The sequence below is a fragment of the Histidinibacterium aquaticum genome, assembly GCF_008710275.1.
In the GTDB taxonomy this organism is placed as follows: Bacteria; Pseudomonadota; Alphaproteobacteria; order Rhodobacterales; family Rhodobacteraceae; genus Oceanicola; species Oceanicola aquaticus.
The window spans coordinates 523,895-543,862 of the sequence record NZ_VYQE01000004.1 but is presented as its reverse complement, the minus strand read 5'-3'; the positions used below and the strand labels follow the sequence as shown (position 1 = coordinate 543,862).

Below are 19,968 nucleotides of genomic sequence, written 5' to 3'. Positions count from 1 at the left end.
CAGGAACGGCTGGTCCACGGCGCGCTCGGGCGTCGGGATGTAGTCGTCGCAGGCCGCCATCAGCTCCTTGATCTTCTCTTCGCCGATCTCGGGGTCACGCCCCTCCATCGCCGCCAGGGCCGAGCCCGCGATGATCGGGATGTCGTCGCCGGGGAACTCGTAGTCCGACAGAAGCTCGCGCACTTCCATCTCGACGAGCTCGAGGAGCTCCTCGTCGTCCACCTGGTCGACCTTGTTGAGGAACACGACCAGCGCCGGAACGCCGACCTGGCGGGCCAGAAGGATGTGCTCGCGCGTCTGCGGCATCGGGCCGTCGGCCGCGTTCACCACGAGGATCGCGCCGTCCATCTGGGCGGCACCGGTGATCATGTTCTTCACGTAGTCGGCGTGGCCGGGGCAGTCGACGTGCGCGTAGTGACGGTTCTCCGTCTCGTACTCCACGTGCGCCGTCGAGATCGTGATCCCGCGGGCCTTCTCCTCCGGCGCGCCGTCGATCTGGTCGTAGGCGCGGAAGTCGCCGAAGTACTTCGTGATCGCCGCCGTCAGCGTCGTCTTGCCGTGGTCAACGTGGCCGATCGTGCCGACGTTGACGTGCGGTTTGTTGCGTTCGAACTTTTCCTTGGCCATGAGCCTCCGACGCCTCGTGAATTGGGGGACGCGGACAGAGGCCCACGTCCTCGGTTGAAGATCGCGCGCCGTTTATTGGGTGGCCCCGGGAAAATCAAGCGTCTCTTCGGCGGGCGGGCGCGCCTCAGGCGTCGAAGGTGTTGTCCCGCGGGAAGCCGCGCGGCGCCATGCGGCCGGCGCTGGCGCGCGCCCCGCGCCACTCCGCAAGCTCCTCCGGGCCGACGGTGCGCGTCCGGCCGGCCGGGTCGCGCCAGCTCAGTCCTTCGGAGAAGGTGAAGGTCGTCGCATCCGAAAGCGCACCGTCCTTGTACTTCTGAAGCCGCACGCCCTTGCCCCGACCCATCTCGGGAAGATCGGCGATCGGGAAGACGAGGACCTTCCGGTTTTCGCCCACGACCGCGACGTGATCGCCGTCGACCGGGCGGCAGACGCGGGCCACGGCGGGCGACCGCACGTTCAGAACCTGCTTGCCGCTCCGCGTCTGGGCGAGCACCTCGTCCTCGGGCACAACAAAGCCGTCGCCCGCGCTGGAGGCCAGCAGCAGCTTGCGGCCCGCGCGGTGGATGAAAAGAGTGACGATCTCCACCTCGTTGGGCAGGTCGACCATCAGCCGCACGGGCTCGCCCATGCCGCGGCCGCCGGGCAGGTTCGCCGCCGAAAGCGTGTAGAACCGGCCGTTCGACCCCAGGATCAGCAGGCGATCCGTCGTCTCGGCGTGGAACATGAAGCGCGGACCGTCGCCGTCCTTGAACTTCAGCTCCCGGTCCAGCGAGACGTGGCCGGACATCGCCCGGATCCAGCCCATCTGGGAGCAGACGACGGTGATCGGCTCGCGGTCGATCATCGCCTCCAGCGGGACGTCCTCGACCTCGGTCGCCTCCGAGAAGCCCGTGCGCCGGGCGCCCCCCTCGGCCTTCGCGCCGAACTGCTTGCGCACCTCGCGAAGCTCCTCCGAAATCCGGTCCCACTGAAGGCCTTCGTCGGCGAGCAGGTCCTCGATCCCGGCGCGCTCGACCATGAGCCGGTCACGCTCGGCCACGAGCTCCAGCTCCTCGAGCCGCCGCAGCGACCGCAGGCGCATGTTGAGGATGGCGTCGGCCTGCACGTCCGAGAGGCCGTCCTCCCGGCCCGCGAAACGGTGCGGCGTGCCCTCGGGCACCACCGTGTCGAGCCCTTCGGGCATGCCCGCCACCGGATCGGCGAACAGGACCAGCCCCTCACGGTCGACGCCCTCCAGCGGCGAGACGTAGTCCGCCTCGGAGGTGGCCCGCACGATCCCGGCCTGGTGCGTCTTCGACCAGTCCTCGTACATCAGCGCCGACTTCGGATCCTCGTCGTAGCGGATGATGTCGATCACCCGGTCGAGGTTGAGGAAGGCGACGATGAGCCCTTCCAGCACCTCCAGCCGGTGGTCGATCTTGGCGAGCCTGTGCCGCGAGCGGCGCTGCAGCACCTCGCGCCGGTGGTCGAGGAAGGCGCGAAGCACCTCCTTGAGCGAGCAGACCTTCGGCGTGACGCCGTCGATCAGCACGTTCATGTTGAGCGAGAAGCGCACCTCGAGGTCGCTGTTGCGGAAGAGCATCCCCATCATGACGTCGGGCTCGACGTTGCGCGAGCGGGGCTCGAGCACGATGCGCACGTCGTCCGCGCTCTCGTCGCGCACATCGGCCAGCAGCGGTACCTTCTTGGTCTGGATGACCTCGGCCAGCTTCTCGATCAGCTTGGACTTCTGGACCTGGTAGGGGATCTCGGTGACGACGATCTGCCACTGCCCCTTACCGAGCTCCTCCTTCTCCCACCGGCAGCGCAGGCGGAAGGCGCCGCGACCGGTCCGGTAGGTCTCGGCAATGCTCTCGGCGGGTTCGACCACGACGCCGCCGGTCGGGAAGTCGGGACCGGGAATGTAGTTCAGCAGGGTGTCGTCGCGGGCATCCGGCGTCTTGATCAGGTGCAGGCAGGCCTGCACCAGCTCGTCGATGTTGTGCGGCGGAATGTTGGTCGCCATGCCGACCGCGATGCCGGAGGCGCCGTTGGCCAGCAGGTTCGGGAAGGCGGCCGGAAGGACGGCAGGCTCGGTCAGCGTGCCGTCGTAGTTCGGCCGGAAGTCGACGGCGTCCTCGTTCAGGCCCTCAAGAAGCGCCTCGGCCGCCGCGGTCATCCGCGCCTCGGTGTAGCGGGAGGCCGCCGGGTTGTCCCCGTCGATGTTGCCGAAGTTCCCCTGCCCGTCGACCAGCGGGTAGCGCACCGCGAAGCCCTGCGCGAGGCGGGCCATCGAGTCGTAGATCGCGCTGTCGCCGTGCGGGTGGTAGTTACCCATCACGTCGCCGGCGATCTTGGCGGACTTGCGGAACCCCCCGCTGGACGAGAGCCGAAGCTCCCGCATGGCGAAGAGGATGCGGCGGTGGACCGGCTTCAACCCGTCGCGCGCGTCGGGCAGCGCGCGGTGCATGATCGTCGACAGCGCATAGGTCAGGTAGCGCTCGCCGATGGCGCGGCGGAGCGGCTCGCTGAAGTCCTGCGGTGTGGCGTCGGGGTCGGTCGTATCGGCCATGGGCCTTGCCTACACCGGCCGCGATGCATGGTCTAGCGGCTCCGGCGCCTGTGGACACCATCCCTTGCGGCGGGCCGTTTCGGCCACATCCGGAGCCTTCACGGGAACTTTCGCGGCCGGGAATCGCTTCAAAGCTGTTAACATCGCGGTGCTGCTGCCGTGAGCGATCCGTCCGGGGGGACCGACATCGTGACGCGATTTATTGTACTGACTTTCGCCTTTCTCGGATGGGCATTCTGGGAAATGTCCGGCGGCGCCGACTTCGAGCCCGAAAGGTGGCCCGGCCAGGAACTCGTCGCCGATGCCGCCACCGAAAGCGAGCAGCCCGGCCAGAGCGGACCTGCGGAGGCGGATGTCGAGGTGACCCGCGCCTCGTTGACGCCCTTCTCGACCGGTCCGGCCGCCCCCTCAGCCCCGCAAGGCCCCGCCCCCGCCGGCTCCGGCGCGGCCATCACCCAGGCCAGCTTCCAGCAGCCGCCTGAGAACGGGCCGAGCGGCCCGCAGTGGACCTCTGCGGCCGATGCCATCGCCGACCAGATCGCGTTCGAGACCGGCAACGCCCCGCAGCCGGGATCAGCCGAGGTTCAAGGATCCGATCAGGCCGCCACCGTCTACGTCGGCGGCAGCCGCGTGAACATGCGCTCGGGCCCCGGGACCGGCTACGCCGTCCTCGAGACCCTGCCCGAGGGCACCGAGGCCCGCCTCCTGGAACGGCAAGACGGCTGGGCCCGCATCGAGGTCGTCGGCGGCGGAACCGGCTGGATGGCCGACTGGCTGCTCGAAGGGCTCTGACCTCGACGGCACCGCGCGCCCCTGCCATAGGGCGGGCATGGCGAAATCGATCCTCATCACCGGCTGCTCGACCGGCATCGGTAACGACGCGGCGCATACACTCGCGGCGCGCGGCTGGCAGGTCGTCGCCTCGGTCCGCAAGGCTGGGGACGTGGCCAGGCTCACCGAAGAGGGGCTCACCGCGGTCCGTATCGACTACGAGGACCCGCAGAGCATCGCAGAAGGCTTCGCAGCCGCGATGCAAGCCACGGACGGCAAGCTCGACGCGCTCTTCAACAACGGCGCCTATGCCATTCCCGGCCCCCTGGAAGACATCACGCCCGAGGCCCTCAGGGCGATTTTCGAGGCCAACCTCATCGGCTGGCACGACCTCACCCGCCAGGCCATCACGGTCATGCGGCGGCAGGGCTCGGGGCGCATCGTCAATTGCTCCTCGGTTCTCGGACTCGTCGGCGTACGTTGGCGCGGGGCCTATGTCGCGACGAAATTCGCGCTGGAGGGAATGACCGACGTTCTGCGCCAGGAGATGGCCGACGCGGGCATCGATGTCGTCCTGATCGAGCCGGGCCCCATCGATACGCCCTTCCGCGACAACGCGATCCGCCAGTTCGAAAAGTGGATCGACTGGAAGGAGTCCGCCCGCGCGGACCAGTACCGCGAGGGCCTGCTCGACCAGCTCTACACAGGAACTCCCGGCGCGGCGCAGTGGCCGCCCTCGGCGGTCACCAGGTCGCTGATCCGGGCGCTCGAGGCCCGTCGGCCCAAGGCGCGCTACATGGTCACCACGCCCACCACGGCGGCCGCGCTCATGCGTCGGGCCCTGCCCGCGCGGCTCATCGACCGGATCCTCTCGTCGCGCTGACTTGGCATCGCCGCAGGGGCTGCTACATGCGGCCAACGAACAAGGGACAGGCCCAGGATGGCAAACGATCCGCTCTTTCTCGTCGCCGCCGCTGCGGTTCTCGGTGTCGCCGTGATCCTCTTCATGGGGATCGGCAATTTCGGCAAGGGTGGAGACCCGAAGACCTCGAACAAGCTCATGCGCTGGCGTATCATCGGCCAGTTCATCGCGGTGGCGCTGATCCTGATTTTCGTCCTGATCCGCAGGGGAGGCTGAGATGGTCGTACTGTCCAAGATCTACACCCGCACCGGCGACGCGGGCGAGACCGCGCTCGGTAATGGCGCGCGCGTGGCCAAGCACTCGCTCCGGGTGACCGCCTACGGCACCGTGGACGAGACCAACGCGACCGTCGGCCTCGCCCGGCTCCACGCCGAGGGTGAGATGGACGAGCGGCTCGCGGCGATCCAGAACGATCTCTTCGATCTCGGCGCCGACCTCTGCCGACCGGAGATGGAGAAGGACGCCGAGGCGGACTACACGCCGCTCCGCGTCAGCCAGGGCCAGGTGGACCGGCTGGAGGCCGAGATCGATTCGATGAACTCCAACCTGGAGCCGCTGCGCAGCTTCGTGCTGCCCGGGGGCTCGGCCCTCGCCGCACACCTGCACCTCTGCCGGACGGTCTCGCGCCGGGCCGAGCGGATGACGGTGGACCTCGCGACGATGGAGGGCGTGAACCCCGCCGCGATCAGCTACCTCAACCGCCTGTCGGACTGGTTCTTCGTGGCCTCCCGCCTCGCCAATCACGGCGCCGCGGGCGACGTGCTATGGGTCCCAGGCGCCAATCGCTGATCCGGTGCCGCGCCTCGCGCGCCGACCCAGAGCCTTGAAAAATCGGGAAACGCGACGTCGGTTGGCGCTAACGTGACGATTTTGCCCTGTTTCGCGTCGCGTCATCGCGCTACGCCTCTGCCGACCGAAGACAGAGGAGTGTGCGCGCGATGAAGGTGCTTGTGCCCGTGAAACGCGTGATCGACTACAACGTGAAAGTCCGCGTGAAGGCGGATGGCTCCGGGGTCGATCTCGCCAACGTCAAGATGTCGATGAACCCCTTCGACGAGATTGCCGTCGAAGAGGCGATCCGGCTCAAGGAGGCCGGCACCGCCGAGGAGGTCGTCGCGGTTTCCATCGGCGTGAAGCAGGCGCAGGAGACGCTGCGGACCGCTTTGGCCATGGGCGCCGACCGCGCAATCCTCGTGGTCGCCGCCGACGACGTGCACCAGGACATCGAGCCGCTCGCGGTCGCCAAGATCCTCAAGGGCGTCATCGACGAGGAGCAGCCCGGCCTCGTCCTCTGTGGCAAGCAGGCCATCGACAACGACATGAACGCCACCGGCCAGATGCTCTCGGCCCTCCTCGGCTGGAGCCAGGCGACCTTCGCCAGCAAACTCCAGATCGAGGGCGAGAGCGCGACCGTGACCCGCGAGGTCGACGGCGGCCTGCAGACCATCAAGGTCAAGATGCCGGCGATCGTCTCGGTCGACCTGCGCCTGAACGAGCCGCGCTACGCCTCGCTGCCGAACATCATGAAGGCCAAGAAGAAGCCGCTCGAGGAGAAGACGCCCGAGGATTACGGAGTCGATACCGCGCCACGCCTCGAGGTCGTGAAGACCGAGGAGCCCCCGGCCCGCCAGGCGGGCGAGATGGTGCCAGACGTCGACAGCCTCGTCGCGAAACTCAAAGAGAAGGGACTCGTCTGATGGCCGTTCTTCTGCTTGCCGAAATCACCGACGGGCACCTCAACGCCGACGCCACCGGCAAGGCGCTCGCCGCCGCGAAGACGCTTGGCGACGTGCACCTGCTCTGCGCGGGCGGCAATGTCTCCGACGCCGCCACCGAAGCGGCGAAGCTCGGCCCCGCCAAGGTCCTGAAGGCCGAGGACGCGGCCCTCGACCATCGCCTGGCCGAGACCACGGCGGACCTCATCGTCTCGCTCGCCGGCGACTACGACCACATCGCGGCACCGGCCACGACCGACGCCAAGAACATCATGCCGCGCGTGGCCGCGCTGCTCGACGTCATGGTGATCTCCGACGTCTCCGGCATCGTCGACGCCGACACCTTCGAGCGGCCGATCTACGCGGGTAACGCCGTGCAGACCGTCAAGAGCTCCGACGGCAAGAAGGTCTTCACGATCCGCACTTCCTCCTTCGATGCCGGTGAGGCAGGTGGCGAGGCCGCGGTCGAGGACGTCTCGGTTCCTGGCGCCTCCGGCCTCTCCGAGTGGGTCGAGGACACTGTTGCCGAAAGCGACCGCCCCGAGCTGACGTCCGCCGGCATCGTCGTCTCCGGCGGCCGCGGCATCGGCTCCGAAGAGAACTTCGAGATCGTCGAGAAGCTCGCCGACAAGCTCGGTGCCGCCGTCGGCGCGTCGCGCGCCGCGGTCGACTCGGGCTACGCACCCAACGACTGGCAGGTCGGCCAGACCGGCAAGGTCGTGGCGCCGGACCTCTACATCGCAGTCGGCATCTCGGGGGCGATCCAGCACCTCGCCGGGATGAAGGACAGCAAGGTCATCGTCGCGATCAACAAGGACGAAGAGGCGCCGATCTTCCAGGTCGCCGACTACGGCCTTGTCGCCGACCTTTTCGAAGCAGTGCCGGAGCTGACCAGCAAGCTCTGACGCTAGCCGCTTTCGTGTTGAGGCCCGTCGCTCACGCGGCGGGCCTTTTCATGTCGAGCATCCCGTCGAGGTACGGACCGAGCGCCTCCGCCGCCTGATCGTGCGCCGCCGGCCCCAACATCTAGGCCGCCGCCGACCTTTCCGTCTCGCTGTGAACCATCTCGTCCCGCCGGGCCGCACAGGTCGCCGCGTCCGGCGTCACCTTCAGGACCGCGAAGGCCAGCGGCGCGACCTCCTCGATCATCTCGGCGGTGACGAAGAGGGGCTCCTCCCAGCCCCCGCCCCGGTCGGGTGAATGACCCGCAAACCAGAGAAGCAAGGGCGCCACCGGCATTTGCGCCAGGAACTCCCGCATCCGCACGCACCAGATCCGCTGAAGCTCCCCGCGGACGATGGCGAAACGGTGCGGGCAGGTGGCATGGAGAACCATCAACATGTGCTTCGTGAAGACGAAATCCGCGAAATCGACCTCGCAGTAGAGCTCCCTCAGGAATTCCGTCGCCCTGACGAAGCGATCGTTGCGGCGGGGATGCACGGTGTAGAAGCGGTTCGACAGGTTGTGAGCACCGGTCACCTCGATCACCATGATGCGCGCCTCGCGGCAGGCCGTCACGACCGCATTGTCACCCAGGTGGGCCCCGATGGAGGCGTTGGCGATCCCGAGATTCACGCAGGGCAGACCGTACCGCTCCTGCACCAGTGCCGGATAGGGCCGGGGCAGGAACTTTCCGAAGGTCTCTGTCCCGCCGACGAAGGCGACATGACGCCCGTCCACCGGCGGATGCGGCCCCCGGAAGACCAGCCGGGAGCCGCCGTAGCTCCGCAAATCGTAATCGAGCTCCTTCGCTCCGATGCTGTGGGTCTCCATCGGTCACGCCGCCGCTTTTCCACCTTTGCTCCTGGATTCGCGCATATGTCTTGCCCACGCGTTAAAGCTCGCAGTCGAGACGATCTTTAGCGGTCCCGCGCCCTTGCTCACCCCCGGCGGCCCCTCATAAGGTCGCCGCAATCAGCGAAGGACCGGATCGGCATGGATATCAAAACGGTGGGCGTCGTGGGCGCCGGGCAGATGGGCAACGGGATCGCCCATGTCTTCGCCCTCGCGGGCTACGAGGTCATGCTGACCGACATCAGCCAGGACGCCCTCGATGCGGGTCTCGCCGTCATCCGAAAGAACCTCGACCGGCAGGTCTCGCGCGAGAAGATCGGCGCCGAGGAGCGGGACGTCGCCCTCGGCCGCATCTCCACCACCCTCACGCTGACCGACCTCGGGCAGACCGACCTCATCATCGAGGCCGCGACGGAGCGTGAGACGGTGAAGACCGCGATCTTCGAGGACCTCGTTCCGCACCTGAAGCCCGAGACTATCCTGACCTCGAATACCTCCTCGATCTCGATCACGCGGCTCGCCTCGCGCACCGACCGGCCCGGGAAGTTCATGGGCTTCCACTTCATGAACCCGGTCCCGGTCATGCAACTCGTAGAACTCATCCGCGGTATCGCGACCGACAAGGAGACCTTCGACGCCCTGCACGGCGTGGTCGAAACGCTCGGCAAGACCGCCTCGACCTCCGAGGACTTCCCCGCCTTCATCGTCAACCGCATCCTGATCCCGATGATCAACGAGGCGATCTACACGCTTTACGAGGGTGTGGGCTCCGTCTCATCCATCGACCGGGCGCTGAAGCTCGGGGCCAACCATCCGATGGGCCCGCTCGAGCTGGCCGACTTCATCGGCCTCGACACCTGCCTAGCCATCATGAACGTCCTGCACGACGGGCTGGCGGACACCAAGTACCGCCCCTGCCCGCTGTTGGTGAAATACGTCGAGGCCGGGTGGCTGGGCCGAAAGACGAAGCGCGGCTTCTACGATTACTCGGGCGAGGAGCCTGTACCGACGCGCTAGCGCCGCCAGCCCTCGGCGAAATCGACCCGGGCGCAGCCCGCGAGGCGCGCCACCCGCTCCAGCTCCGACACCAGACGCGCCTCCCGCCCGACGCCGAGCGATCCCCCGCGCTCGGGCCAGTAGGCGCGAACGGCCAGGATCTCCCCGTCCCGCTTCATGTCGATGCGACCGACGGGGCGGAGCCCCTCAAGCACCGGGAAGACGTAGTAGCCGTAGCGCCGCTTCGGCTCCGGCACGACAATCTCGATCCGGTAGCTGAAGCCGAACAGGCGCTCGGCCCGCGCGCGGTCGCGCAGCGCCGGATCGAAGGGCGACAGGATACGGACTCGCTGCCCTGCCGCCGGCGCGGGCGCGTCGGCGAGCCCCGGCACGGCGTAGCACCTCCGGCGCGTCCCGTCGGCGAGCTCGATCTCGACCTCCTCCACGCGGCCCTGTGCCAGGGCACCCGCGCACCACCGCTTGGCCTCCTCCGGCGTGACGATGTCGAAGAAGGCGCGCAGCTCGCCCGAGGTCCCGAAGCCCAGCCGCTCCAGCGCCGCGCTCATCGCCCAGTCGACGCTCTCTTCCTCCGTGGGGTGCCAGGCGAGCACCTGCTCCGGGATTACCCTCTCCGTCAGATCGTAGACCTTCCGAAAGCCCACGCGGTCCGCCACGGCCAGCTCTCCCGACCGCCAGAGGTACTCCAGCGCGGTCTTCGAGGGATGCCAGTTCCACCATCCGGCACCGCCGCGCTCTTCTCCCTCGCCCACGTCGGCAGAGGTCACGGGCCCGTGCGCCGCGATCTGGTCGAGCACCGCGTCAAAGCGATGGGCGTAGCCCTCGCGTCGCCACTTGGGCCAACGCCGGTCCATGTGAGCCCGGTCGCGCGCGAACTTGAGCCGCCAGTGGGGGTAGAACTGGATCGGCACGACCGAGGCGTCGTGGGTCCAGTGCTCGAAGACCGCGCGCTGCCGGAGGAGCTTCAGCAGCGCCTCGGGCCGGTACTGCTGGCGCCGGGACCAGAGGATCAGGTCGTGCGCCCGCGCCACGGTGTTCACCGAATCCACCTGCACGAAGCCAAGGGCCCGGATGACCTCGGCCAGCGGCTCGCCGCGGCCGGGCCCGGAGGGCGGCCCCAGCAGCAGGTGCCGATCCAGGAAATGCGCCCGTGCTGCCGCGTTGCCCAAGACCGGTTTCACGCTGCCTCCCATATCCGGCTCCAATTCCGCACCCTTCGCCTTGGAAATGCGCGTCACTGCGCGTATCTCGGGGCGATGGCCAAGAAGACCGAGAGCGACAAGAACTACAAGGTGATCTCCGAAAACCGGAGGGCACGCTACGACTATTCGATCGAGGAGGATCTCGAGGTCGGCATCGTGCTGACCGGGTCGGAGGTCAAATCGCTGCGCACCGGCCAGTCCAACATCGCCGACAGCTACGTCGCCGTGGAGGAGGCCGAGCTCTGGCTCGTCAACGCCTACATCGCTCCCTATCCCCAGGCCATGTTCGGTCACGAGGAGCGCCGCCGCCGCAAGCTGCTCGCCTCCAAGCGCGAGATAGCGCGGATGTGGAACGCGACCCAGCGGCAGGGCATGACCATCGTGCCGCTCGTGCTCTACTTCAACCACAAGGGCATCGCGAAGCTGAAGGTCGCCACCGCCAAGGGCAAGCGCGCGCCGGACAAGCGCGCGACCGAGGCCAAGCGCGACTGGCAGCGCCAGAAGCAGCGCCTGCTCAAGGAGCACTGACCGGGGCGCGCTTGCCACGCCAACGCCCGCGCGCTAGCAAGCACCGACCCGGACAAAGGGAGGACCGGACCCCGTGACCGACGATCCCAGGACCCTCGTTTCCGCGAAATGGCTCGCCGCTCACCTGCGGGATCCCGATCTTCGGATCATCGACGGCTCGTGGTACCTGCCCGACATGCAGCGCGACGCCAGGGCGGAGTACGAGGCCGCCCATATCCCCGGCGCCCGCTTCGTCGATCTGGACGATCTGTCCGACCACCGGTCGGAGCTGCCGCACATGGCCCCGCCGACCGAGAAGTTCATGTCCCGAATGCGGGCCCTCGGGATCGGCGACGGTCACCAGGTCGTCGTCTACGATGGCGCCGGCATGTTCTCCGCCGCGCGTTTCTGGTGGCTCTTCCGGCTGATGGGCAAGACGGACTGCGCCGTGCTCGACGGCGGCCTGCCGAAGTGGCAAGCCGAGGGGCACCCGGTCGAGGACTCGGAGCCCGTGATCCGCGACCGCCACATGACGACCCAGCGCCAGAACCAAATCGTCAAGGACGTCACGCAGGTCGCCTCGGCCTCCAAGCTGGGCGACTGGCAGATTGCCGACGCCCGCAGCCCCGGCCGCTTCACCGGCTCGGAGCCCGAACCCCGTCCCGGCATGACCTCCGGCCACATTCCCGGCAGCCGCAACGTCCACTACCGCAGCCTGCTCAAGGACGACGGCACGATGAAGGACGCGGCTGGCCTCCGCGCCGCCTTCGAGAAGGCGGGCATCGACCTCGACCGCCCGGTCATCACCACCTGCGGCTCCGGCGTGACCGCCGCCATACTCAGCCTCGCGCTGGAGCGCCTGGGCCACCCGCAACACGCGCTCTACGACGGCTCATGGGCCGAATGGGGCGATTCCGACCTTCCCGCAGAGACAGGAGACGCCTGATGCTGGAGCATCTCAAGGACCAGCCCGCCGACAAGATCCTCTCCCTCGCCGCCGCCTACAAGGCCGATCCGCGCGAGCAGAAGATCGACCTGGGCGTCGGCGTCTACAAGAACGCCAAGGGCGTGACCCCGGTAATGCGCGCCGTGAAGGAAGCCGAGGCCCGGATTCTCGCCGAACAGCAGACCAAGGCCTACACCGGCCTTGCGGGCGACCCGGCCTTCGCCGACGCCATGGTCGACCTCGTGCTCGGGGGCACCGTCGAGCGTGACCGCATCGCCGCCCTCGCCACCCCCGGAGGCACCGGCGCCTGCCGGCAGGGCTTCGAACTCGCGCGCCTCGCCAAGCCCGACGTCCGCGTCTGGCACTCTGCGCCGACCTGGCCCAACCACCTCTCGATCCTCAAGTTCATGGGGGTGGAGGCGAAGCCCTACCGCTACTTCGACGAAGAGACCGCCCTCGTCGATTTCGAAGGCATGATGGAGTACCTGCAGGGCGTGGCCCAAGGCGACGTCGTCCTGCTGCACGGCTGCTGCCACAACCCGACCGGCGCCAACCTCACCTCCGAGCAGATCGACCGCGTGACCGCGCTCCTGACCGAGAAGGGCGCGATGCCGATGATCGACATCGCCTATCAGGGCTTCGGCGACGGGCTGGAGGCCGACGCCGCCGCGACCCGCGCCATCGCCTCACGCGTGCCGGAGTGCCTGATCGCGGCCTCCTGCTCCAAGAACTTCGGGATCTACCGCGAGCGGACCGGCCTGCTGATGGCGATCTCCGCCGAGGCCGGACAGACCAAGACGACGCAGGACAACATGAACTTCCTGAACCGTCAGACCTATTCCTTCCCGCCCGATCACGGCGCTCGGGTCGTGGCGACGATCCTCAACGACCCCGAGTTGCGGGCGGACTGGGAAGCCGAGCTGGAAGAGGTCCGGACCGGCATGCTCGCCCTGCGCGAACAGCTCGCCGCCGAACTGGCCCGGCTCACCAACACCGACCGCTACGCCTTCATCGCCCGGCACCGCGGCATGTTCTCGCGCCTAGGTGTCAGTCCCGAGATGGTCGAGCGGCTTCGCGAGGATCATGCGATCTACATGGTGGGCGACAGCCGAATGAACATTGCCGGTCTTAACGCCGAGACCGTGCCGGTCCTCGCCCGCGCCATCGTCGAGGCCGAGAAAGCGGGCTGACCCCGCCGCGGGATCAGCGGGCGCTTCGGGTAAAGAGATGGGGATGCAGCCGCGTCCCCTTTCCGAACAAGGTGTCCTGCGAAAGCCCGATTCCATTCAGGATCGCCTCCAGCTCACGGGCGTCCAGCGGCGCTTCGGCAGCGGCGGGCGGCTCGTACCGCGTGGCGGGCCCGTCCGCGAAAGGCTCGGGCGTACCGTCAGGATCGCGGTGCGACAGACGACGGCGCACCGCGTCCGCGTCGCGGTAGAGGTGAAAGGCCCACTGTTCGGGCCCGCCTCTGCCTACCGTCCACCGCAGATAGATCACGTCCCTGCCCGGCAGCTGCTCCGACAGTGAGGCCGAGAGGAACGAAATCCCCTCCATCTGCTCCCGCATTTCGATCAGGGTCCAGTCCGGTGCGGCGACCAGGGTCGAGATCCGGATGTCGTCCTCTCCCGGCACGGCCGGGCCGGAGGTGCCCGGCTGAACCAAGAGATCCGGAAGGCGGGGCGTGTCCGGCAGCGCAAGGAATCGCCATCGCGGTCCGGGCGCCGATGCCGGATGCGCCGGCGCCGCGGCAGGGGCGTCGGTCTCGGCCATGTGGCGGGCGATGGCGCGCGCAACGTCGGCCTGCGAGCATGCCACGAGAATTGCGTCCTGGTAGCCGAATGTTGAGGTCGTGCGTGTCATGGCATCTCGGCAACAAGGTCGGGGCAAGGGGCCGCCGCGGCGACTCGCGGCAAGCTGGCCTGCCGGTTCGGCCCCGAGCGGGCAGGACTATGACCATTTCCGGCCTGGCTGTTGCAATCGGCCACAAGAATGATACATGCCATTCTTGAAATGTATTAGAGGAGACCTCCGATGTTCCGCCGCCACTCCCCCTCCAACGGGCCCGCCTCCCCCGCCGTCGAGGGCTTCTACGACGACGCCTCGGGCAGCGTGCAGTACGTGGTCTGGGATCCACAGACCCGCGCCGCCGCGCTGATCGACGTGGTGCTCGACTTCGACACCTCCGCCGCCCGGACCCGCACCGACAGCGCCGCGGAGATCCTGGACTTCGTCCGGGAAGAGGGGCTGGACCTGCGCTGGATCCTCGACACCCATCCCCACGCCGACCACATGATGGCCTCGGCCTGGCTCAAGGAGCAGACCGGCGCGCCCAACGCGATCGGCGAGAAGGTCCGCGACATCGCTGCGCTCTGGAGCGATCTCTACAACCTCCCGGGCGTCTTCGATCCAGACCGGGACTTCGACCGCCTGCTCTCCGACGGCGAGACGCTGGAACTGGGCGAACTCGAGATCCGGGTAATGTTCTCCCCGGGCCACACGCTGGGCTCCATCACCTACGTCGTCGGCGATGCCGCCTTCGTCCACGACACCCTGATGCACGTCGACGCCGGCACGACCCGGGCCGACTTCCCCGGCGGCTCATCCGCGGTGCTCTACCGCTCGCTCATGGCGCTCCTGGACCTTCCGGACGAGACGCGCCTCTTCGTCGGCCACGACTATCCGCCGGTCGGCGACCGCACCGATCCGGCCTGGGAAGCGACAGTTGCCGAGCACCGCGCGAGGAACAAGCACCTGGGCGGCGGCGTCTCGGAAGAGCAGTTCCGCAAGATTCGGGACGAGAGGGACGCCACACTGTCCCTGCCCGACCGCATGCTGCACGCTTTGCAGGTGAACCTCCGGGGCGGGCGCCTGCCCGACGCCGAAGCGGACGGAAACGTCTACTTCAAGATCCCCGCAAACCGGTTCGAGAAAGGATAAGTCATGAAGATCGAGGAAACCGAGGGCGGCACGCTCGAAACCTGGGACGCCGACGAGGTCGAGGCCGGCCTGGAGGCCGGGGAGATCGTGCTGATCGACGTGCGGACGCCGCAGGAATACATGGTCGAGCACGTCCACGGGGCGCTGCTCATGCCCATGGCATTCTTCCGGCCGGAGACCCTGCCGGGAGAAACCGAGAAGAAGCTGGTCTTCCACTGCGGCTCCGGCGTCCGCTCCGAAAAGGTGGCCCGCCGCGTCCTGGAAAACGGGCGCCCCGTGGTGCGCCACCTCGGCGGCGGCTTCGCGGCCTGGAAGCAGGCGAAGAAGGCCTACGTCGGCACCGACATGGCCTCGGGGGCGCCCAAGAAGATGGGGTGAGCCCCGGGGGCGTCCAAATTTGGACGCATGGGTAAACTCTTGTTTTCGCTTATCTATGGCGAAAGGCCGGGCTGAAGCCCGGCCTACGCATTTTTCCCGTAGGCCGGGCTTCAGCCCGGCCATGACCCTTCCCAAGACCCCAACAAAAAGCCCGGGCGCGAACGCCCGGGCAGTTGAGCTCAAAGCTGACAGGAAGGAGGGTCAGCCTTTCGCGAACTCGGGGTAGGCTTCCATGCCTAGCTCCATGGTATCGAGGCCGGCGATCTCGGTCTCTTCCGAGACGCGGATGCCCATCAGGCCGCGAAGGATGATCCACACCACGAGGCTGACCACGAAGACGAAGATGCCGATGGCCGCGAAGCCCACGATCTGCGTCACGAAGTTCGTGCCCTCGGTGTAGAACGGAACCGCGAGCGTGCCCCAGAAGCCGGCGAAGAGGTGGACCGGAATGGCGCCCACGACGTCGTCGATCTTCATCTTGTCGAGCATCGGCACCGTTAGCACCACGATCACGCCACCCACGGCACCGATCCAGAGCGCCCCGAAGAGCGAGGGATCGAGCGGACCGGCGGTGATCGAGACCAGGCCGGCGAGCGCGCCGTTGAGCACCATGGTCAAGTCGACCTTGCCGTACATCACCTGGGTGAGGATCAGCGCGGCCACCGCACCGGCCGAAGCGGCCATGTTGGTGTTGGCGAAGATCCGGCCCACGTCGGTGATGTCGCCCACCGTACCGGCCGCGAGCTGCGAGCCGCCGTTGAAGCCGAACCAGCCGAGCCACAGGATGAAGGTACCCAGAGTGGCGAGGGCGAGGTTCGAGCCCGGGTAGGGCACGACCCGACCGTCGACGAAGCGGCCCAGACGCGGACCCAGCACGATGGCACCGGCCAGCGCGGCGAAGCCACCTGCGGCGTGCACCAGGGTCGAACCGGCGAAGTCGGAGAAGCCCATCTCGGCCAGCCAGCCGCCGCCCCACTGCCAGGAGGCTTCGATCGGGTAGATGAAGCCGGTCAGCACGACGACGAAGATCAGGAAAGGCCACAGCTTGATGCGTTCGGCCAGCGTCCCGGAGACGATCGACGCCGTCGTGGCGCAGAACATCAGCTGGAAGAAGAAGTCCGACGCGACGGAGGCGTAGTCCAGGCTGGCATCGCCGGCGCCCAGCCCGACGGGCTCCAGCGCGGTGATGATGAAGAACGGACCGAGGTAGTCCTCGACCAGCCATTCACCCGGGTACATCAGGTTGAAACCGACCAGCCAGTACATGATGCCGGCGATCGAGAAGAGCCCGATGTTCTTGGTCAGCTGGGTCGTCACGTTCTTCGACCGGACGAGACCGGCCTCGAGCATGGCGAAGCCCGCCGCCATCCACATGACGAGGAAGCCGCCGATGAGGAACAGCAGCGTCGTCATGATGTAGGGGCCGATCTCGTCGAACCCGGGGGCCGCGGCTTCCGCGCCCTCGGCGTCGACCGCGTCGGCAACCTCTTCAGCCGCCTCGCCGGCGGCATCCGCGGTCTCTTCCGCGGCTTCCTCGACCGCGTCACCCGCGGCTTCGGCGCCTTCCTCGATGGCCTCTCCGGTCGCTTCCGCGCCTTCCTCGACCGCCTCGGCCCCTTCTTCGACCTCTTCGGCCGCTGTATCGTCCTGGGCCCAGGCCACGTCGGGCGTCACCGCCCACGAGGCGAGGGCCACGAAGAGCGCTGCGAGCCAAATCTTGAAGATATTCATTGTCCCGTTACTCCCGTTTCCGGCCATCTCAGAGCGCGTCGTCATTGGTCTCACCCGTGCGCACGCGCAGAGCGCTCTCGACATCGAGGACGAACACCTTGCCGTCGCCGATCTTGTCGGTCTTGGCCGTCGAGGCGATGGTCGTGACCACCTGCTCGGCCATGGCGGCCGGCACGACGATCTCGAGCTTCACCTTCGGCACGAAGTTCACGGCGTATTCGGCACCGCGGTAGATTTCGGTGTGTCCGGACTGAGAGCCGAAGCCCTTGATCTCGGTCACCATCATGCCGCGTACGCCGATGGCGGTGAGCGCTTCGCGCACCTCCTCCAGCTTGAACGGCTTGATCGTTGCTATGATGAGTTTCACGATCTTCCCCTTGCGAGTGGTCCCAGGGCGACCCGCGTGTGCCGGGGCCGCTCGGGGGCCAAAAGGGCGCGCCGGGGGCCCCGGAACAAGCAATGGGGCCTCAAATGGCCGACGCCGGGGCGGCGTTCCTGCTCATTTTTTATACATTTTAGGCTTTCTGCCTTCAGATTAGGCATCTGAAAAAGTGACGCAAGGCGACTCCTGCGCCTCTACATCCAAGGCCGGGCGCGATATGGTACGCCGCAATAAACGAGGCAGCCCCAAGGGCGGAGCAATGAGCGGAAACGGTAGGAAGCGGCCGCCACTGGTGGCCGAGCGTCGCACGGCGAACCGTGCGACTCCGAAAAAGACGACCACTCCCCGCGGCCGCAAGACGGCACGGCGCAAGCCCCGGCGGCAGGCGCCCCGCGGCCCGCTGGGCTGGATCGCCGCCTTCTTCGGCGGGATCGTCCGCTGGATCTTCAAGCTGATCTGGGGCGTGGGCTGGCGCATGGGCGCCGCGGTGGCGGTGATCATCGGCCTGGGCGTGGTCTACTACGCCTCCACCCTGCCCCCGATCGAGACGCTGGTGGACGCCCGCACCCGCGGGTCCGTCACCATGCTCGACCGCGATGGCGAGGTCTTCGCCTGGCGCGGCGACCAGTTCGGCGGGATGGTCACCGCCGACGAAGTCTCGCCCCATCTCCACAATGCGGTCGTGGCGACGGAGGACCGCCGATTCTACCGGCACTTCGGCATCTCGCCGCGCGGCGTGGCCTCTGCGGTGCGCATCAACCTGCGCGAGGGGCGCGGGCCGCTCTCGGGTCACGGCGGCTCGACCATCACCCAGCAGACCGCGAAGCTCCTCTGCCTCGGCCGGCCCTATGACCCCGAGCAGTGGGAGACCGAGCGCGAGTACGAGGCCGACTGCCGCCGCACGACCCTCTGGCGCAAGGCGCAGGAGGCCGTCTACGCGCTGGCGATGGAGGTCAAGTACTCCAAGGAGGAGATCCTCTCGCTCTACCTCAACCGCGCCTACCTCGGTGAAGGCACCACCGGCTTCGAGGCCGCCGCCCAGCGCTACTTCGGCAAGTCCGCGCGGGAGGTGAACGAGGCCGAGTCGGCGATGCTGGCGGGCCTGCTCAAGGCGCCTTCGACCTATGCGCCCACCAATAACCTCGCACGGGCGCAGGACAGGGCGAACCTCGTCCTCGGCCTGATGGAAGACCAGGGCTACCTCACCGCCGAAGACGCACAGGAGGCGCGCGACAACCCCGCCCGCCTCTCCAGCGCCGCCGAGGGGCGCGCGGGCGGCTATTTCGCCGACTGGGTGATGGCCTCGGGGCCGGAGTTCTACACCCGCAACACCACCGAGGACGTGACCATCCGCACCACCCTCGACCCGGCGATCCAGCGGGCGGCGGAAGAAGCGCTGGTGGAGATTTTTGAGAACAAGGTGCGCGAAGGCTCCGACGCGCAGGCGGCCATTGTCGTGATGTCGGCGGACGGCGCCGTGCGCGGCATGGTCGGGGGCCGCGACATCCGCGCGAGCGGCGCCTTCAACCGCGCCACGCAGGCGCTGCGGCAGACGGGATCGTCCTTCAAGCCGTTCATCTACGCCACCGCGCTGGAGATGGGCTTCTCGCCGCTCGACACGGTGGAAGACGCACCTTTCTGCATGCAGATCCCAGGGTCCGGACAGTGGTGCCCCTCGAACTATTCCAACAGCTATCGCGGGCCGGTCACCCTGACCGAGGCGCTGACCCACTCGCTCAACATTCCGGCGGTGAAGATCTCGGAGGAGGTCGGGCGAGAGCTCGTCGCGGAGGTCGCCACCCAGTTCGGCATCGAGAGTGACATCGCCCAGGGGCCGGCCATGGCGCTCGGCGCATCGGAATCGACCTTGCTCGAGATGACCGGCGCCTATGCCGGCCTGCTGAACGGCGGCTCGGCGGTTCTGCCCTACGGCCTGGTCGAACTTCACGTCCAGGGCGAGCCTGACCCGGTGATGGAGACCACGGGCGGCATCCGCGAGCGGGTGATCCGCGAGACCTCGGCCCGCCAGACCATCTGGATGATGAGCCAGGTCGTGCAGGACGGCACGGGCGCGCGCGCCGCGCTCCCCGGATGGGAAGTGGCGGGCAAGACCGGCACGACCCAGGCCAACCGCGACGCCTGGTTCATCGGCTTCACCGCCGACTACGTGGTCGGCGTCTGGATGGGCTACGACGACAACACGCCGCTCTCCGGCGTTACCGGCTCGGGCCTGCCCGCGGAGATCTGGCACGAGACCATGATGCGCGTGACCGAGGGCATGACGCCGCGCCCGCTGCCCATGCAGCCGCCCGAGGGGCGCTCCGGCAACCGCCTGGGCGCAAGCAGCGGCAACGTGAACGTCGAGGCGGAGGCAGAGGTCGCGGAACAGGTCCTGCAGGACGTTCTCCGCGGCATCCTGAGCCAGTAAAGCGAAAGGGGCGTCAATCGGCGCCCCTCGTTCTTTCGTCTGGTCCGACTGACGCCCTGGCG

20 protein-coding genes are annotated in these 19,968 nt (G+C 67.9%); 13 read left to right on the top strand and 7 right to left on the bottom strand.

Going from position 1 to position 19,968, the window contains the following annotated elements; all coding sequences use genetic code 11:
• Positions 1 to 627, bottom strand: a 627-nt coding sequence (locus F3S47_RS15340) for a GTP-binding protein (RefSeq protein ID WP_150446152.1), incomplete at its 3' end; no start/stop codon positions are given.
• A 124-nt stretch (positions 628 to 751) separates the two neighbouring features.
• Complete coding sequence (locus F3S47_RS15335; RefSeq protein ID WP_150446151.1) at positions 752 to 3,178, bottom strand: DNA topoisomerase IV subunit A; 2,427 nt, start codon at positions 3,176 to 3,178, stop codon at positions 752 to 754.
• Between the two features lie 189 nt (positions 3,179 to 3,367).
• Between F3S47_RS15335 and F3S47_RS15330 the strand changes: the two genes are divergently transcribed.
• From F3S47_RS15330 to F3S47_RS15305, 6 genes are all read left to right on the top strand, one after another.
• Entirely contained in the window at positions 3,368 to 3,970 is a 603-nt protein-coding gene (locus tag F3S47_RS15330) for an SH3 domain-containing protein (RefSeq protein WP_150446150.1), read from the top strand.
• 37 nt (positions 3,971 to 4,007) lie between these two features.
• On the top strand, positions 4,008 to 4,832 hold the full coding sequence (locus F3S47_RS15325; protein ID WP_150446149.1) for an SDR family NAD(P)-dependent oxidoreductase: 825 nt from the start codon (positions 4,008 to 4,010) through the stop codon (positions 4,830 to 4,832).
• 57 nt (positions 4,833 to 4,889) lie between these two features.
• Positions 4,890 to 5,087, top strand: a complete 198-nt coding sequence (locus F3S47_RS15320; RefSeq protein ID WP_150446148.1) for a twin transmembrane helix small protein — start codon at positions 4,890 to 4,892, stop codon at positions 5,085 to 5,087.
• 1 nt (position 5,088) lies between these two features.
• The gene (locus F3S47_RS15315) at positions 5,089 to 5,661 is read left to right on the top strand and encodes a cob(I)yrinic acid a,c-diamide adenosyltransferase (protein ID WP_150446147.1); all 573 of its coding nucleotides are present in this window, start codon (positions 5,089 to 5,091) and stop codon (positions 5,659 to 5,661) included.
• Positions 5,662 to 5,810: 149 nt separating this feature from the next.
• On the top strand, positions 5,811 to 6,569 hold the full coding sequence (locus F3S47_RS15310) for an electron transfer flavoprotein subunit beta/FixA family protein (RefSeq protein WP_150446146.1): 759 nt from the start codon (positions 5,811 to 5,813) through the stop codon (positions 6,567 to 6,569).
• A complete protein-coding gene (locus F3S47_RS15305) occupies positions 6,569 to 7,492 on the top strand; it encodes an electron transfer flavoprotein subunit alpha/FixB family protein (RefSeq protein WP_150446145.1) in 924 nt (307 codons plus the stop codon). Before F3S47_RS15310 ends, F3S47_RS15305 begins: the two co-directional genes overlap by 1 nt.
• A gap of 121 nt (positions 7,493 to 7,613) precedes the next feature.
• Here the strand turns inward: F3S47_RS15305 and F3S47_RS15300 are convergent, their stop codons facing one another.
• A complete protein-coding gene (locus F3S47_RS15300) occupies positions 7,614 to 8,360 on the bottom strand; it encodes a DUF6473 family protein (RefSeq protein WP_150446144.1) in 747 nt (248 codons plus the stop codon).
• A 162-nt stretch (positions 8,361 to 8,522) separates the two neighbouring features.
• Between F3S47_RS15300 and F3S47_RS15295 the strand changes: the two genes are divergently transcribed.
• Positions 8,523 to 9,398: a 3-hydroxybutyryl-CoA dehydrogenase gene (locus tag F3S47_RS15295; protein WP_150446143.1), complete on the top strand. Its 876-nt coding sequence runs from the start codon at positions 8,523 to 8,525 to the stop codon at positions 9,396 to 9,398.
• On the opposite strand, the gene F3S47_RS15290 is transcribed toward F3S47_RS15295, so the two are convergent.
• Positions 9,395 to 10,576 carry a winged helix-turn-helix domain-containing protein gene (locus F3S47_RS15290; protein ID WP_396280100.1) on the bottom strand — a complete coding sequence of 394 codons (1,182 nt, stop codon included), beginning with the start codon at positions 10,574 to 10,576 and terminating at the stop codon, positions 9,395 to 9,397. The genes F3S47_RS15295 and F3S47_RS15290 overlap by 4 nt on opposite strands.
• 75 nt (positions 10,577 to 10,651) lie before the next feature.
• Here F3S47_RS15290 and smpB point away from each other — a divergent pair, with 75 nt between their 5' ends.
• The 3 genes from smpB (at position 10,652) to F3S47_RS15275 (ending at position 13,240) form a co-directional block, all read left to right on the top strand.
• Positions 10,652 to 11,125 carry an SsrA-binding protein SmpB gene (gene smpB / locus F3S47_RS15285; protein ID WP_150446141.1) on the top strand — a complete coding sequence of 158 codons (474 nt, stop codon included), beginning with the start codon at positions 10,652 to 10,654 and terminating at the stop codon, positions 11,123 to 11,125.
• A 73-nt stretch (positions 11,126 to 11,198) separates the two neighbouring features.
• Positions 11,199 to 12,050, top strand: a complete 852-nt coding sequence (gene sseA / locus F3S47_RS15280; RefSeq protein ID WP_150446140.1) for a 3-mercaptopyruvate sulfurtransferase — start codon at positions 11,199 to 11,201, stop codon at positions 12,048 to 12,050.
• Positions 12,050 to 13,240 carry an amino acid aminotransferase gene (locus F3S47_RS15275; protein ID WP_150446139.1) on the top strand — a complete coding sequence of 397 codons (1,191 nt, stop codon included), beginning with the start codon at positions 12,050 to 12,052 and terminating at the stop codon, positions 13,238 to 13,240. Before sseA ends, F3S47_RS15275 begins: the two co-directional genes overlap by 1 nt.
• A gap of 13 nt (positions 13,241 to 13,253) precedes the next feature.
• On the opposite strand, the gene F3S47_RS15270 is transcribed toward F3S47_RS15275, so the two are convergent.
• Positions 13,254 to 13,910, bottom strand: a complete 657-nt coding sequence (locus F3S47_RS15270) for a hypothetical protein (protein ID WP_150446138.1) — start codon at positions 13,908 to 13,910, stop codon at positions 13,254 to 13,256.
• Positions 13,911 to 14,081: 171 nt separating this feature from the next.
• Between F3S47_RS15270 and F3S47_RS15265 the strand changes: the two genes are divergently transcribed.
• Together F3S47_RS15265 and F3S47_RS15260 are read left to right on the top strand one after the other, a co-directional pair.
• Positions 14,082 to 14,987, top strand: coding sequence for an MBL fold metallo-hydrolase (locus F3S47_RS15265; protein ID WP_150446137.1), 906 nt, complete (start codon positions 14,082 to 14,084; stop codon positions 14,985 to 14,987).
• A 3-nt stretch (positions 14,988 to 14,990) separates the two neighbouring features.
• Entirely contained in the window at positions 14,991 to 15,365 is a 375-nt protein-coding gene (locus tag F3S47_RS15260; RefSeq protein ID WP_150446136.1) for a rhodanese-like domain-containing protein, read from the top strand.
• 201 nt (positions 15,366 to 15,566) lie between these two features.
• Here F3S47_RS15260 and amt read toward each other — a convergent pair whose 3' ends face one another.
• Together amt and F3S47_RS15250 are read right to left on the bottom strand one after the other, a co-directional pair.
• Positions 15,567 to 17,096 carry an ammonium transporter gene (amt, locus tag F3S47_RS15255; RefSeq protein ID WP_223877841.1) on the bottom strand — a complete coding sequence of 510 codons (1,530 nt, stop codon included), beginning with the start codon at positions 17,094 to 17,096 and terminating at the stop codon, positions 15,567 to 15,569.
• A gap of 28 nt (positions 17,097 to 17,124) precedes the next feature.
• Complete coding sequence (locus tag F3S47_RS15250; RefSeq protein ID WP_150446135.1) at positions 17,125 to 17,463, bottom strand: P-II family nitrogen regulator; 339 nt, start codon at positions 17,461 to 17,463, stop codon at positions 17,125 to 17,127.
• 274 nt (positions 17,464 to 17,737) lie between these two features.
• On the opposite strand from F3S47_RS15250, the gene F3S47_RS15245 reads away from it, so the two are divergent.
• Positions 17,738 to 19,906 (top strand): transglycosylase domain-containing protein, encoded by a 2,169-nt coding sequence (locus F3S47_RS15245; RefSeq protein WP_150446134.1) that lies wholly within the window; start codon positions 17,738 to 17,740, stop codon positions 19,904 to 19,906.
• Positions 19,907 to 19,968 lie beyond the last annotated feature (62 nt).